Origin of the sequence: Micromonospora echinospora (assembly GCF_014203425.1) — a bacterium.
Lineage (GTDB): Bacteria > Actinomycetota > Actinomycetes > Mycobacteriales > Micromonosporaceae > Micromonospora > Micromonospora echinospora_A.
Genome location: NZ_JACHJC010000001.1, coordinates 5,612,993 through 5,625,735, shown reverse-complemented (window position 1 = coordinate 5,625,735; position 12,743 = coordinate 5,612,993). Strand labels below are relative to the sequence as shown.

General features: G+C 73.7%; 11 protein-coding genes. 8 read left to right on the top strand and 3 right to left on the bottom strand.

Features of this window, described 5'->3' with window-relative positions; genetic code table 11:
* Positions 1-46 precede the first annotated feature (46 nt).
* Positions 47-913, bottom strand: coding sequence for an aldo/keto reductase (locus FHU28_RS25080; protein ID WP_184686860.1), 867 nt, complete (start codon positions 911-913; stop codon positions 47-49).
* A gap of 175 nt (positions 914-1,088) precedes the next feature.
* Here FHU28_RS25080 and FHU28_RS25075 point away from each other — a divergent pair, with 175 nt between their 5' ends.
* The 7 genes from FHU28_RS25075 to FHU28_RS25045 all read left to right on the top strand — a co-directional run bounded on the left by FHU28_RS25075 (position 1,089) and on the right by FHU28_RS25045 (position 9,777).
* Complete coding sequence (locus tag FHU28_RS25075) at positions 1,089-1,454, top strand: YciI family protein (RefSeq protein ID WP_184686859.1); 366 nt, start codon at positions 1,089-1,091, stop codon at positions 1,452-1,454.
* 120 nt (positions 1,455-1,574) lie between these two features.
* On the top strand, positions 1,575-3,002 hold the full coding sequence (locus FHU28_RS25070) for an FAD-binding oxidoreductase (protein WP_184686858.1): 1,428 nt from the start codon (positions 1,575-1,577) through the stop codon (positions 3,000-3,002).
* A 168-nt stretch (positions 3,003-3,170) separates the two neighbouring features.
* Entirely contained in the window at positions 3,171-4,619 is a 1,449-nt protein-coding gene (pyk, locus tag FHU28_RS25065) for a pyruvate kinase (RefSeq protein WP_184686857.1), read from the top strand.
* Entirely contained in the window at positions 4,616-5,515 is a 900-nt protein-coding gene (locus FHU28_RS25060) for an acyl-CoA thioesterase (RefSeq protein WP_116507359.1), read from the top strand. Before pyk ends, FHU28_RS25060 begins: the two co-directional genes overlap by 4 nt.
* A 9-nt stretch (positions 5,516-5,524) precedes the next feature.
* Positions 5,525-5,992 carry an RrF2 family transcriptional regulator gene (locus tag FHU28_RS25055; RefSeq protein WP_184686856.1) on the top strand — a complete coding sequence of 156 codons (468 nt, stop codon included), beginning with the start codon at positions 5,525-5,527 and terminating at the stop codon, positions 5,990-5,992.
* Positions 5,993-6,103: 111 nt separating this feature from the next.
* On the top strand, positions 6,104-7,141 hold the full coding sequence (locus tag FHU28_RS25050) for a sulfite exporter TauE/SafE family protein (protein WP_184686855.1): 1,038 nt from the start codon (positions 6,104-6,106) through the stop codon (positions 7,139-7,141).
* Between the two features lie 353 nt (positions 7,142-7,494).
* Complete coding sequence (locus tag FHU28_RS25045) at positions 7,495-9,777, top strand: rhamnogalacturonan lyase family protein (protein ID WP_184686854.1); 2,283 nt, start codon at positions 7,495-7,497, stop codon at positions 9,775-9,777.
* A gap of 167 nt (positions 9,778-9,944) precedes the next feature.
* On the opposite strand, the gene FHU28_RS25040 is transcribed toward FHU28_RS25045, so the two are convergent.
* Positions 9,945-10,940 (bottom strand): LLM class flavin-dependent oxidoreductase, encoded by a 996-nt coding sequence (locus FHU28_RS25040; protein ID WP_184686853.1) that lies wholly within the window; start codon positions 10,938-10,940, stop codon positions 9,945-9,947.
* A gap of 61 nt (positions 10,941-11,001) precedes the next feature.
* The gene (locus FHU28_RS25035; RefSeq protein ID WP_184686852.1) at positions 11,002-11,481 is read right to left on the bottom strand and encodes an Lrp/AsnC family transcriptional regulator; all 480 of its coding nucleotides are present in this window, start codon (positions 11,479-11,481) and stop codon (positions 11,002-11,004) included.
* An 83-nt stretch (positions 11,482-11,564) separates the two neighbouring features.
* Between FHU28_RS25035 and FHU28_RS25030 the strand changes: the two genes are divergently transcribed.
* Entirely contained in the window at positions 11,565-12,740 is a 1,176-nt protein-coding gene (locus tag FHU28_RS25030) for a trans-sulfuration enzyme family protein (protein WP_184686851.1), read from the top strand.
* The last annotated feature ends 3 nt before the right edge of the window (positions 12,741-12,743 follow it).

The following is a 12,743-nucleotide window of genomic DNA, read 5'->3' as shown; positions in this document are numbered from 1 at the left end:
GATCACATTCCGCGAAAGGGCCGCTCGGGTGGGTGTGACGGCCGACTCAGGTCGCCTTGGCCAGCGCCTCGAACTCGTCGTCGGTCAGCTCCACCTCGGCCGCCGCGACGTTCTCCTCCAGATGCGCCACCGACGACGTACCCGGGATCGGCAGCATCACCGGCGACCGGCGCAGCAGCCAGGCCAGCGCGAGCTGCGCCGGGGTGGCGCCGTGGCCGGTCGAGATCGCGTCCAGCGGGCCGCCGGGCCGGGCCAGGTTGCCGGTGGCGATCGGGAACCAGGGGATGAACGCCAGGTCGTGACGCTCGCAGTGCGCCAGCACGTCCTCCGCGCCGCGGTCGGCCAGGTTGTACAGGTTCTGCACGGACACGATCGGGACGATCTCCCGGGCCGCCTCGATCTGCTCGACGCTGACCTGCGAGAGCCCGATGTGCCGGATCTTGCCCTCCTGCCGCAGCAGCGCCAGCTCGCCGAGCTGGTCGGCCAGCGGCACCTTCGCGTCGACGCGGTGCAGCTGGTAGAGCGGGATGCAGTCCAGGCCCAGGTGGCGCAGGCTCAGCTCACACTGCTGGCGCAGGTACTCCGGGCGCCCCACCGGCCGCCAGTCGTCCGGGCCGGACCGGGTCAGCCCGGCCTTGGTCGCGATGACCAGGTCGTCGGCGTACGGGTGCAGCGCCTCGCGGATCAGCAGCTCACTGACGAACGGCCCGTACGAGTCGGCGGTGTCGATGAACGTGACGCCAAGCTCGTACGCGCGGCGCAGCACCCGTATCGCCTCGGCCGGGTCCTTCGGGTCGCCCCACACGCCGGGGCCGGTGAGCTGCATCGCCCCGTAGCCGAGGCGGTCGACCCGCAGGTCACCACCGATCCGGTAGCTGCCCGACGCCTTGGCGGGCTGGGTGCTGGTGGCCATCGCGGTCCTCCTGTGCTCGTACGCGGTCGCGGGCGGCGCGCGCCCCGACCCCTGGACATTCCCCGAATCGCGGCGGCGAAGCCAGCGGGACGACCGGCGGGGCAGTTGCGGCGAGCGGGCCCGGCGCACCGGACCGCCGTGCGAGGCTGAGCGCAACGCTGGTCAGGAGGTGCGCATGGGCGCGACGCCACAGCTCGACTTCGCGCTGGACACGTACGAGTGCATCGTGCTCTACCCGGGGCCCTCCGGCCGGGCCCTGCCGGATGAGACCGTGCAGCGGCTGCAGGCCGAGCATCTGCAGCACATGCGGGCGCTGCAACGGCGCGGCATCGTGCTCGTCGACGGCTCGGTGGACGGCCCGGCCCGGGAACCGGACCCGCCGATCGGTTTCGGCCTGGCGCGCACCGGCTCGGTGGACGACGTGCGCAGCGTCATGGAGGCCGACCCGGCGGTGCAGGCCGGTCTCTACCGGGTCGAGGTGCTGACCTTCCTCTGCCCGGCCGGCTCGCTGGAGTTCCCGCTGGTCAAGACGGAGAGCTGACGCCCCGGGGCACTGTCGTGCGGGCGACGGCGGGCCCGGTGCGGCGGTGCTAGCGTCCGGCGCAGTGAGCCGATCCCGGCGCGTCCGGCGCCGCCGGCCCGGGTCGGCCGAGGAGTCGCCATGACCTCCGCCCCGGACCTGCCCCGCGCCACCGGCCTGCTCCGCGAGGCGCTCGGCGCCCGCCTGCTCACCCCCGCCGACCCGGGCTTCCCGGCCGCCGTCCGGCTCTGGAACGGCGCCCCGGCCGGCACGCCCGCGCTCGTCGCCCGGTGCCAGGACGCCGACGAGGTCGCGCTCGCGGTCCGCGTCGCCGGGCGCTGCCGGCTGCCGCTGTCGGTGCGCGGCGGCGGCCACGACTGGGCCGGCCGTGCGCTGCGCGACGGCGGCCTGGTCGTCGACCTCACCGGTATGCGCCAGGTCGACATCGGCCCCGGCGCGTCGACTGTCACAGTGGGCGGCGGGGCGACGGCCGCCGACGCGATCGCCGCCCTGCGGCCGTACGACCGGGTCGTGGTCACCGGCGTGGTGCGGGCGGTCGGGCTGGCCGGGCTGACCATGGCCGGCGGGTACGGCCCGCTCTGCGGCCGGCACGGGCTGGCGCTGGACAACCTGCTCGGCGCCGAGGTGGTGCTCGCCGACGGCCGGCGGGTCACCGCCGACCCGGAGCACGAGCCCGAGCTGTACTGGGCCCTGCGCGGCGGGGGCGGCAACTTCGGCGTGGTCACCGCGCTGCGCCTGCGTACCCACCCGCTGGCCGCCGCGCTCGCCGGCATGCTGCTGTTCCCGGCGGCCCAGGCGACGGCGGTGCTGCGCGGCTACGGGCAGGCCGTGCGGGACGCCCCGGACGAGCTGACCGTGATGGCCGGGTTCCTGCCCGGCCCGGCCGGGGAGCCGGTGGTGTTCCTCGCCCCGGTCTTCACCGGCGACGACGCGGCGGCGGGACAGGCCGCGGTGGACCGGCTGCGCGCGCTCGGCACCCCGGTCGTCGACCAGGTCGCCCCGCTGGCGTACGAGGACGTGCTGCGCCTGTTCGACGGCGGCATGGCCGACGGCAACCACTACCTGCTGCGTACCCGATGGCTGGCCCGGGTGGACGAGCCGGTGGTGGCGGCGCTGACCGCGGCGGCCGGCGCGGTCTCGTCGCCGTTCTCGGCGATCGCGCTGCACCACTTCCACGGCGCCGCGAGCCGGGTCCCGGTGCAGCGGACCGCGTTCGGGCTGCGCGCCGACCACCTGCTCGCCGAGATCATCGCGGTCTGGACGCCCGGCGGCGACCCGGCGCCGCACCGGGCGTGGGCCGAGCACACGAGCGCGGCCCTGGCCCCGCACGCGCTGCCCGGCGGCTACCCGAACCTGCTCGCGCCCGAGGAGACCGATCGGGTGCGCCTCGCGTACGGATCGAACTGGGAGCGGCTGCGCCGGGCCAAGCGCCGCTACGACCCGCGCGGGATGTTCTCGGCCGTGCCCACGCTGCCCCCGGCTGGTCCACCGGGGCCGCGCCACGGCGAGGGCGGGCGGCAACCGCGGGAGCACCCGGCCGGCACGTGACGGCGAGGGGTACCATTTCCGCCGCGCGGTCGCCGATGCCCGCCACACACGACGTTCCGGTGCGGTACGCCAACCGCCCGCCCGCGCGTAGACGCGCGTCGTTGGACAACTGTTCCGCTGTCCGCAAGGGGTCGGCCGGGAGGCCGATCCGGAGGAGAGACTAGCCTGATGGGCGTGACACGCCGCGCGAAGATCGTCTGTACTCTCGGCCCCGCCACCTCGTCCCCGGAGCGTATCCGAGGACTTGTCGAGGCGGGCATGAACGTGGCGAGGCTCAACTTCAGCCACGGCAGTCACGCCGACCACGAATCGGTCTACCGGCTGGTCCGGGAGGCCGCCGAGGCGTCCGGGCGTCCGGTCGCGGTGCTCGCCGACCTCCAGGGGCCCAAGATCCGGCTGGGCCGGTTCGCCGACGGTCCGCACGAGTGGCGCACCGGCGACTCGGTCGTGATCACCGGTGACGACGTCATCGGCTCGAAGGAGCGGGTCTCCTGCACCTACCGCAAGCTGCCGCAGGAGGTGAAGCCGGGCGACCGGCTGCTGATCGACGACGGCCGCGTCGCGGTCGAGGTCAGCGACGTCACCGGCAACGACATCCGGTGCCTGGTCACCGAGGGTGGCCCGGTCTCCAACAACAAGGGCGTCTCGCTGCCGAACGTGGCGGTCAGCGTCCCGGCCATGTCGGACAAGGACGCGGAGGACCTGCGCTTCGCCCTCGGCCTCGGTGTCGACCTGGTCGCGCTCTCGTTCGTCCGCTCGCCCGAGGACATCAAGCTCGTCCACTCGATCATGGACGAGGAGGGCGTGCGCCGCCCGGTCCTGGCCAAGGTGGAGAAGCCGGAGGCGGTGGACCACCTGGAGGCGATCGTGCTGGCCTTCGACGGCGTCATGGTCGCCCGCGGCGACCTCGGCGTCGAGCTGCCGCTGGACCAGGTGCCGCTGGTGCAGAAGCGCGCCGTGCAGCTCTGCCGGGAGAACGCCAAGGCCGTCATCGTGGCCACCCAGATGCTCGACTCGATGATCGAGAACTCCCGACCGACCCGCGCCGAGGCCTCCGACGTGGCGAACGCGGTGCTCGACGGCGCGGACGCGGTGATGCTCTCCGGCGAGACGAGCGTCGGCAAGTACCCGGTGCTCACCGTCAGCACCATGGCCAAGATCATCACCACCACCGAGGCCGGCTCGATCGCCGTCCCCCGGTTGCAGCACGACCCGCGTACGCACGGCGGCGCGCTCACCGTGGCCGCCTCCTCCATCGCCCGGGCCATCGGCGCGAAGGCCATGGTGGCGTTCTCGCAGACCGGCGACACCGTCAAGCGGCTCGCCCGGCTGCACTGCGACCTGCCGCTGCTGGCCTTCACGCCGGTGCCGGAGGTGCGCAACCAGCTCGCGCTCTCCTGGGGCGTGGAGACGTTCCTGATGCCGTTCGTCCAGCACACCGACGACATGTTCCGCCAGGTCGACCAGGCGCTGCTCGGCCTCAACCGGGCCAACCCGGGCGACTACGTGGTGATCGTGGCGGGCAGCCCGCCCGGCACCCCCGGCTCCACCAACACGCTGCGCGTGCACCAGCTGGGCTCGCTCGTGGACGCAGCCTCGGCGCGAGCGCTTCAGTGAGTGCTGCGGCGACCGGGCAGGCGGCGGTCGACCAGCTGCTGGAGGTGCTCGACCTCGCCCGTACCGGGGAGATGGCCTTCCGGGGCATGAGCCCGCCGGTGGGCCCGCAGCGGGTCTACGGCGGGCAGGTCGCCGGGCAGGCCCTGGTCGCGGCCGGCCGCACCGTCGACGCGGAGCGGGCCGTGCACTCCCTGCACGGCTACTTCGTGCGCCCCGGTGATCCGGCCGAGCCGATCGAGTACCAGGTGGAGAACGTCCGGGACGGCCGGTCCTTCTCGGTGCGCCGCTCGGTGGCGCTGCAGCACGACAAGCCGATCTTCTTCATGTCGGCGTCGTTCCAGCGGCAGGACGAAGGGCTGGACCACCACGCCCCGCTGCCGCCGGACGTGCCCGGTCCGGACGACGTGCCGACCATGGCCGACCGGCTCGCCCGCTACCCGGAGCGGCTCGGCATCTGGGGGATGATCCCGCGCCCGATCGACGTGCGCTACGTCGGCGAGCCCGGCTGGGTACGCCCCGGCGACCGCCCGGCCGAACCGCACCAGCGGGTGTGGATGCGCGTGGACGGCAAGCTGCCGGACGACCCGCTGCTGCACGCTTGCGCGCTCACGTACGCCTCCGACCTGACGCTGCTGGACTCGGTGCTGTCCGTGCACGGCGAGGTGTGGGGTCCGGGCGGCGTGGTCGGCGCGAGCCTCGACCACGCGTTGTGGTTCCACAGGTCGTTCCGCGCCGACGAGTGGTTCCTGTACGACTGCTGGAGCCCGTCCGCGTCGGGCGCCCGTGGCCTGGCCACCGGCCGCATGTTCACCGCCGACGGGCGGCACATCGCCAGCGCCGTGCAGGAGGGACTGCTGCGCCGGGTCGGCGGGGCGGCCCGCGAGGCAGCGGACTAGCCTGGCCGTATGCGTCTTTCCGCCCGGGTCGACTATGCCCTCCGCGCGGCCGCTGAGCTGGCCTCGGTCGCGGACGGGACCGCCGAGCGGAGTCGCCCGGTGACCGCCGAGCAGATCGCCCGGTCCCAGGACATCCCGCCGAAGTTCCTGGAGAGCATCCTGCTCCAGCTTCGCCGGGGCGGCATCGTGCACGCCCAGCGTGGCCCCGAGGGTGGCTACTGGCTGGCCCGGCCGGCGGGCGAGATCTCCCTGGCCGAGGTGATCCGCGTCATCGACGGTCCGCTCGCGCACGTGCGCGGCCAGCGTCCGGAACAGCTCGGCTACCACGGCGCGGCCCGCGCGTTGCAGGACGTCTGGATCGCGTTGCGGGCCAGCGAGCGGGAGATCCTGGAGCTGGTCACGATCGCCGACGTGGCCTCCGGCGCCCTGCCCGGCCGGGTCAACGAGCTGGCCGCCGACCCGCGCGCCTGGAGCTGAACGCGCCGTCCGGCGCGTCCTACCAACCGGATGGGGGACTTGACCGGGACCGCCTCCGTGCCGCATTGTCGACCAAGTTGATAGGAGATACCGAAAAGTCAGGGGGCGCTCGTGCGCAAGCTGCTGGTCCTCGCCCTCGTCGGGCTCGCCGCGCAACTGGTCGACGGCTCGCTCGGCATGGCGTACGGGCTGACCTCCTCGACGCTGCTCCTGTTCGCCGGTGTCGCGCCGGCCGCCGCGTCGGCCTCGGTGCACCTGGCCGAGATCGGCACCACGCTCGCCGCGGGCGTCTCGCACTGGCGCTTCGGCAACGTCGACTGGCGGGTGGTTGGCCGGATCGCGCTGCCCGGCGCGATCGGCGCGTTCGCCGGGGCCACGTTCCTCAGCTCCATCTCCACCGAGGCCGCCGCGCCGTGGATGGCGGCCATCCTGTTCACGCTCGGCGCGTACCTGCTGGTGCGGTTCTCCCGGCCGTTGCGGGCAAACCGCGCCGCCGGCCGGCTGCGTAGCCGCTTCCTCGCCCCGCTGGGACTGGTCGCCGGCTTCGTCGACGCCACCGGCGGCGGAGGCTGGGGTCCGGTCGCCACCCCGGCGCTGCTGGTCTCCGGCCGGATGGAACCCCGCAAGGTCATCGGCTCGGTGGACACCTCCGAGTTCGTCGTGGCCGGCGCGGCGAGCGTCGGCTTCCTGATCGGCCTGGGCACCGAGGGCTTCCTGCTGCCCACAGTGGCCGCGCTCCTGATCGGTGGCCTGATCGCCGCGCCGATCGCGGCCTGGCTGGTCCGCATCGTTCCCGCCCAGCTGCTCGGCGCCGTGATCGGCGGCGTGATCGTGCTGACCAACGCCCGCACCCTGCTGAGCGCCGGTGGCGTGAGCGGCTCGGCGCCGGTGGTGGTCTACGTGCTGCTCGGCGTCGCCTGGATGGTCGCCGTCGCGCTGGCGGTGCGTGCGCTGCGCCGTACCCGCCGCGCCCGCGCCACAGTCGATGCGGCGCTGGCCTCCGCGTCGCCGACCGAGGCGGGGGAGTCCGCCCAGCCGGGGGAGTCCGTCGAGCCGGTGGAGGCCGCGAAGTCGGGGCAGGTCCCGGAGCCGGTGGCCACCGCCGAGGCCGCGGAGTCGCGGAAGCTCGCCGCCGCCGTCGAGGGCTGAGCCGCTCGCGCTCCCGGGCCGGGCCATCGCCCGGCCGCGTCTTCGCCCGGGAGGGGTCTGCCTCGGCGTGTCGCCCGCCGGAGAGAGACGTCCTGCTGACTCGATATGCCTCTCGGTCATATTTATGACTCTCAGGTATATCGGGTGTCGGCCATTCCTTCTCGCCGGCCGCCGCTGCACCGCTCCACCGCGCTTGTGGGGGTGTCCGGGGGTGACCTAGGCTGACGGAGCGCGGAGCCAAATCACCGACGTCGATACATTGACGTCGCCCCTCGCAGCAGGGCACGTACCTTCCCCGCCGGCCCGGGCAGGCCGGCGTCGTCGCGTGCCTGACCTCCGCGAAAGGCATCCCCGTGCACCTCACCACCCCACGCCGCCGGCTCGCGCTGCTCGCCGCGGCCTCGGCGGTCACCCTGTCGGCCGGCGCGCTCACCACGATGACCGCCGCGGCGGCGGCCGCCGCCTGCCGGGTCGACTACCGGATCACCAACCAGTGGAGCGGCGGCTTCGGCGCCGATGTGACAGTCACCAACCTCGGCGACCCGGTCAACGGCTGGACCCTCGGCTGGAGCTTCGCCGCCGGTCAGCAGGTCGTCCAGGCGTGGAACGCCACTGTCAGCCAGTCCGGCGCGCAGGTGAGCGCGCGCGACGCCGGCTACAACGCGGCGCTCGGCACCGGCGGCACCGCGAACTTCGGCTTCAACGGCTCGTGGAACAACACGGCGAACCCGGTACCGGCCGCGTTCACGCTCAACGGCACCGCCTGCACCGGCGCGCCGTCCACCACCCCGCCACCGTCGACTCCGCCACCGTCGACACCGCCGCCCAGCACCCCGCCGCCGTCGACACCACCGCCCACCACGCCACCGCCCACCGACCCGCCGGCCGGCGCCAAGCAGATGGAGAAGCTCGACCGAGGGCTGGTCAGCGTCCGCTCCGGCAGCGGGAACCTCGTCTCCTGGCGGCTGCTCGGCACCGAGACCACCGGCGTGTCGTTCAACCTCTACCGCGGCGGCACGAAGGTGAACGCCAGCCCGATCACCGGCGCCACCACGTACCTGGACAGCGGCGCGGCGGCCGGATCGGCGTACACCGTGCGGGCCGTGGTGAACGGCGCCGAGCAGGCGACGTCCGCCCCGGCGCTCCAGTTCGCCAACGGTTACCTGGACGTCCCGATCCAGCCGCCGCCCGGCGGCACCACCCCGTCCGGGGAGGGGTACAGCTACTCCGCCAACGACGCGAGCGTCGGTGACCTCGACGGCGACGGCCGCTACGAGTTCGTGCTCAAGTGGGACCCGTCGAACGCCAAGGACAACTCGCAGTCCGGCTACACCGGCAACGTCTACGTCGACGCGTACACGCTCACCGGCGCCCGGCTGTGGCGCATCGACCTGGGCCGCAACATCCGCGCCGGCGCCCACTACACCCAGTTCCAGGTGTACGACTACGACGGCGACGGGGACGCCGAGGTGGCCATGAAGACCGCCGACGGCACCCGCTCCGGCACCGGCCAGGTGATCGGCAACGGCTCGGCCGACCACCGCAACTCCAGCGGCTACGTGCTCGCCGGCCCGGAGTACCTGACCATGTTCGACGGCCGCACCGGCGCGGCGGCGTCCACTGTCGACTACGACCCGTCGCGCGGCACCGTCTCGTCCTGGGGCGACTCGTACGGCAACCGGGTCGACCGGTTCCTCGCCGGCACCGCGTACCTGGACGGGCAGCGCCCCTCGCTGATCATGGCGCGCGGCTACTACACCCGGGCCGTCGTCGCGGCCTGGGACTTCCGCGACGGCACGCTGCGCAAGCGCTGGACGTTCGACTCGAACGCCTCCGGCAACGGCGCCGCCGCCGGCCAGGGCAACCACCAGCTCTCCGTGGCCGACGTCGACAACGACGGCCGCCAGGAGATCGTGTACGGGGCCGCCACCATCGACGACAACGGCCGGCTGCTGTACTCCACCGGCAACGGCCACGGCGACGCGCTGCACGTCGGCGACCTCGACCCCTCCCGCTCCGGCCTGGAGGTGTTCAAGGTCGACGAGGACGGCAGCAAGCCCAGTTCCTGGATGGCCGACGCGCGTACCGGCCAGATCCTCTGGCAGACCGCGCCGAACGGCGACAACGGCCGCGGCGTCTCCGGCGACGTCTGGGCCGGCAGCCCGGGCGCAGAGTCGTGGTCGTCGGCGGTCGACGGGCTGCTGAACACCCGGGGGCAGAACGTCGGGCGCAAACCGTCGTCGGCGAACTTCCTGATCTGGTGGGACGGCGACCCGGTACGGGAACTGCTCGACGCCACGAAGATCGACAAGTACGGCACCGGCGGCGAGACCCGGCTGCTCACCGGCAGCGGCGTCGCGTCCAACAACGGCACCAAGTCCACCCCGGCCCTCTCGGCGGACCTGCTCGGCGACTGGCGCGAGGAGGTCGTCTGGCGCACCAGCGACAGCACCGCGCTACGGATCTACAGCACGCCGGTCACCACCGGCCTGCGGCTGCCGACGCTGATGCACGACCCGCAGTACCGGGTGGCAGTGGCCTGGCAGAACACCGCCTACAACCAGCCGCCGCACCCCGGCTTCGCCCTGGGCGACGGCATGAGCACCCCGCCCGCGCCGAACATCTACCTGCGCTGAAACGGCAGGCACCGGGTCGCCGGCCGCGGAATCCGCTCCGCCGGCGACCCGGTGCACCACACCGCAGCATTCCCGACCCGTCCCGACCGGGAATGCCGTACCACCACCGGGGATAAAGCTATGCGTCCCGCGCGACGCTGCGGTGACGTGGCTATGAAGAGCGTGTTTCAGCCCTCCCGGCGCAGCCCGCCCGCCACCTTCTCGGCGATCAGCTCGAACGAGCGGATCCGGTCGGCCACGTCGTAGACCATCGTGGTGAGCATCAGCTCGTCCGCGCCGGTGCGCCCCAGCAGTTCCCCGAGCTGCCGGGCCACCGTCTCGGGCGAACCGGTCGCCTGCCCGTCGCGGCGCTGGGCGACGAACTCCCGCTCGAACTCCGAGTACGGGTACGCCGCCGCCTCCTCCGGCGTGACCAGCGGCTCCGGCCGCCCCGACCGCAGCTTCAGGAACGACAGCCCGGCCGGCCCGGCGAGCCACTCGGCCCGCTCGTCGGTCTCCGCGCAGACCGCGTTCACCGCCACCATCGCGTACGGCCGGTCCAGCCACTGCGACGGCCGGAAGTTCTGCCGGTAGAGCTGCAACGCCGGGATCGTGTTCTGCGAGCTGAAGTGGTGCGCGAACGAGAACGGCAACCCGAGCAGACCGGCCAGCTGCGCGCTGAACCCGCTGGACCCGAGCAGCCACACCTGCGGCGACTGGCCCCGCCCCGGCGTCGCGGTGATCGGGCCCGGCTCGGCGCCGGAGAAGTAGTTCATCAGGTCGGCCAGCTCGCGCGGGAAGTGCTCGGCGGACAGGCCCTCCATGGTGCGGCGCAGCGCCAGCGCGGTCACCTGGTCGGTGCCGGGCGCCCGGCCGATGCCCAGGTCGATCCGGCCCGGGTGCAGCGCCTCCAGGGTGCCGAACTGCTCGGCCACCACCAGCGGCGCGTGGTTGGGCAGCATCACCCCGCCGGAGCCGAGCCGGATGGTGCTGGTGTTCGCGGCCAGGTGCGCGAGCAGCACCGCCGGGGCGGAGCTGGCGATGGCCGGCATGTTGTGGTGCTCGGCCACCCAGAACCGGCGGTAGCCCAGCTCCTCGGTACGGCGGGCCAGCTCTGTGGTGAACCGCAGCGCCTCACCGGCGTTGCCGGTCGCCGCCACCGGGGCAAGATCAAGAACAGACATGGGTACGTCGATCACAGCGTGGTGCAACAGGCCACGTGCCGGAATTGTTCCGCCAGGTGCGCTACCCCATACCCCGGGCCTGCTCGAAGATCAGGCTGGTCTGGGTGTGCTGCACCGCCGGATCGACAGCCAGATGGTCGAGCACGAAGTCCCGCAGCGCGTCGCCGGAGGCGGCCCGCACGTGCAGCACGTAGTCCTCCGCGCCGGCCACGTGGAACACCGACACCACCCCGGGCAGCCGCACCGACCGGGCGCGGAACGCGTCCACGGCGGCCCGTTCGTGCGCTGTCAGCCGCACCGAGACCAGCGCCTGCAACGGCATACCCACCGCCGCCGGGTCCACCTCGGCGTGGAACCCGCGGATCGCCCCGCACTCGCGCAGCGCCCGGGTACGCGTCAGGCACGTCGACGGCGCCACCCCGACGCGCTCGGCCAGCGCGTTGTTCGGCAGCCGGCCGTCGGCCGCCAGCTCGGTGAGGATCGCGCGGTCGGTGTCGTCCAGGCCGGCGAACGGCCGTACATCATTCGGTGCGGCAGGCATGTGACCATCCTTCACCGAATCCCGGCCGGGCGAAAGCATCACCGGCAGAATCTTGTTCGCTGCTCTTGCCTATCAGCGTCGTCATGTTCGACAGTTCCGTCATGACTTCCGTGGACACCGCAGCCGTACACGCCGGGCGCGCCGATCTCGCCGGGCTCGGCGTCCACGTCCCGCCCATCGACCTGTCCACCACCAACCCGCTGCCCTCGGTGGCCGGCGGCGGCGACGACTACGAGACGCTCGCCACCGGTGGCCCGCTCCCGCCCGGCGGCAGCGCCGTCTACCAGCGCCTGTGGAACCCCACAGTGGCCCGGTTCGAGACCGCGCTCGCCCAGCTCGAAGGCACCGCCGAGGCCGTAGCCTTCGCCAGCGGCATGGCCGCGCTCACCGCCGCCCTGCTCGCCGCCACCCGGGACGGCAAGCGTCACGTCGTCGCCGTGCGCCCCCTCTACGGCGGCACCGACCACGTCCTCGCCACCGGCCTGCTCGGCACCGAGGTCACCTGGGCCACCCCCGCCGACGTGGCCGCCGCGATCCGCCCCGACACCGCGCTGGTGCTGGTCGAGACACCGGCCAACCCCAGCCTCGACCTGGTCGACATCGCCGCGCTCGCCGAGGCCGCCGGTGACGTCCCGCTGCTCGTCGACAACACCGTCGCCACCCCGGTGCTCCAGCAGCCCGCCCGCCACGGCGCCGCGCTCGTGCTGCACAGCGCCACCAAGAGCATCGGCGGCCACGGCGACGTGCTCGCCGGTGTGATCGCCTGCGCCCCCGAGTGGGCGGCCCGGCTGCGCCAGGTCCGCGCCGTCACCGGCGCCGTCCTGCACCCGCTCGGCGCGTACCTGCTGCACCGCGGCATCCAGACCCTCCCGCTGCGCGTCCGCGCCCAGCAGGCCGGCGCGGAGAAGCTCGCCGCCTGGCTCGCCGGGCACCCCGCCGTCGAGCGCGTCCACCACCCGTCGCTGCACGACCCGGCCGGGCTCGTCGGCCGGCAGATGTCCGGCACCGGCAGCCTGCTCGCCTTCGAGGTACGCGGCGGCGCGCCCGCCGCGGCCGAGGTCGCCGGCGCCTGCGAACTGATCACGCACGCGGTGTCGCTCGGCGGCGTCGACACGCTGATCCAGCACCCGGCCTCGCTCACCCACCGGCCGGTCGAGGGCGACGCCAAACCCTGCGGCGGGCTGCTGCGCGTCTCGGTCGGCCTGGAGGACCCGGAGGACCTGCGGGCGGATCTCGCCCGGGCGCTGGCGCGGATCTGACGC

Coding starts and splice junctions, on each gene's coding strand:
- FHU28_RS25080 (WP_184686860.1), bottom strand. CDS start 913: ATGGCCACCAGCACCCAGCCCGCCAAGGCGTCGGGCAGCTACCGGATC.
- FHU28_RS25075 (WP_184686859.1), top strand. CDS start 1,089: ATGGGCGCGACGCCACAGCTCGACTTCGCGCTGGACACGTACGAGTGC.
- FHU28_RS25070 (WP_184686858.1), top strand. CDS start 1,575: ATGACCTCCGCCCCGGACCTGCCCCGCGCCACCGGCCTGCTCCGCGAG.
- pyk (WP_184686857.1), top strand. CDS start 3,171: ATGGGCGTGACACGCCGCGCGAAGATCGTCTGTACTCTCGGCCCCGCC.
- FHU28_RS25055 (WP_184686856.1), top strand. CDS start 5,525: ATGCGTCTTTCCGCCCGGGTCGACTATGCCCTCCGCGCGGCCGCTGAG.
- FHU28_RS25040 (WP_184686853.1), bottom strand. CDS start 10,940: ATGTCTGTTCTTGATCTTGCCCCGGTGGCGGCGACCGGCAACGCCGGT.
- FHU28_RS25035 (WP_184686852.1), bottom strand. CDS start 11,481: ATGCCTGCCGCACCGAATGATGTACGGCCGTTCGCCGGCCTGGACGAC.
- FHU28_RS25030 (WP_184686851.1), top strand. CDS start 11,565: ATGTTCGACAGTTCCGTCATGACTTCCGTGGACACCGCAGCCGTACAC.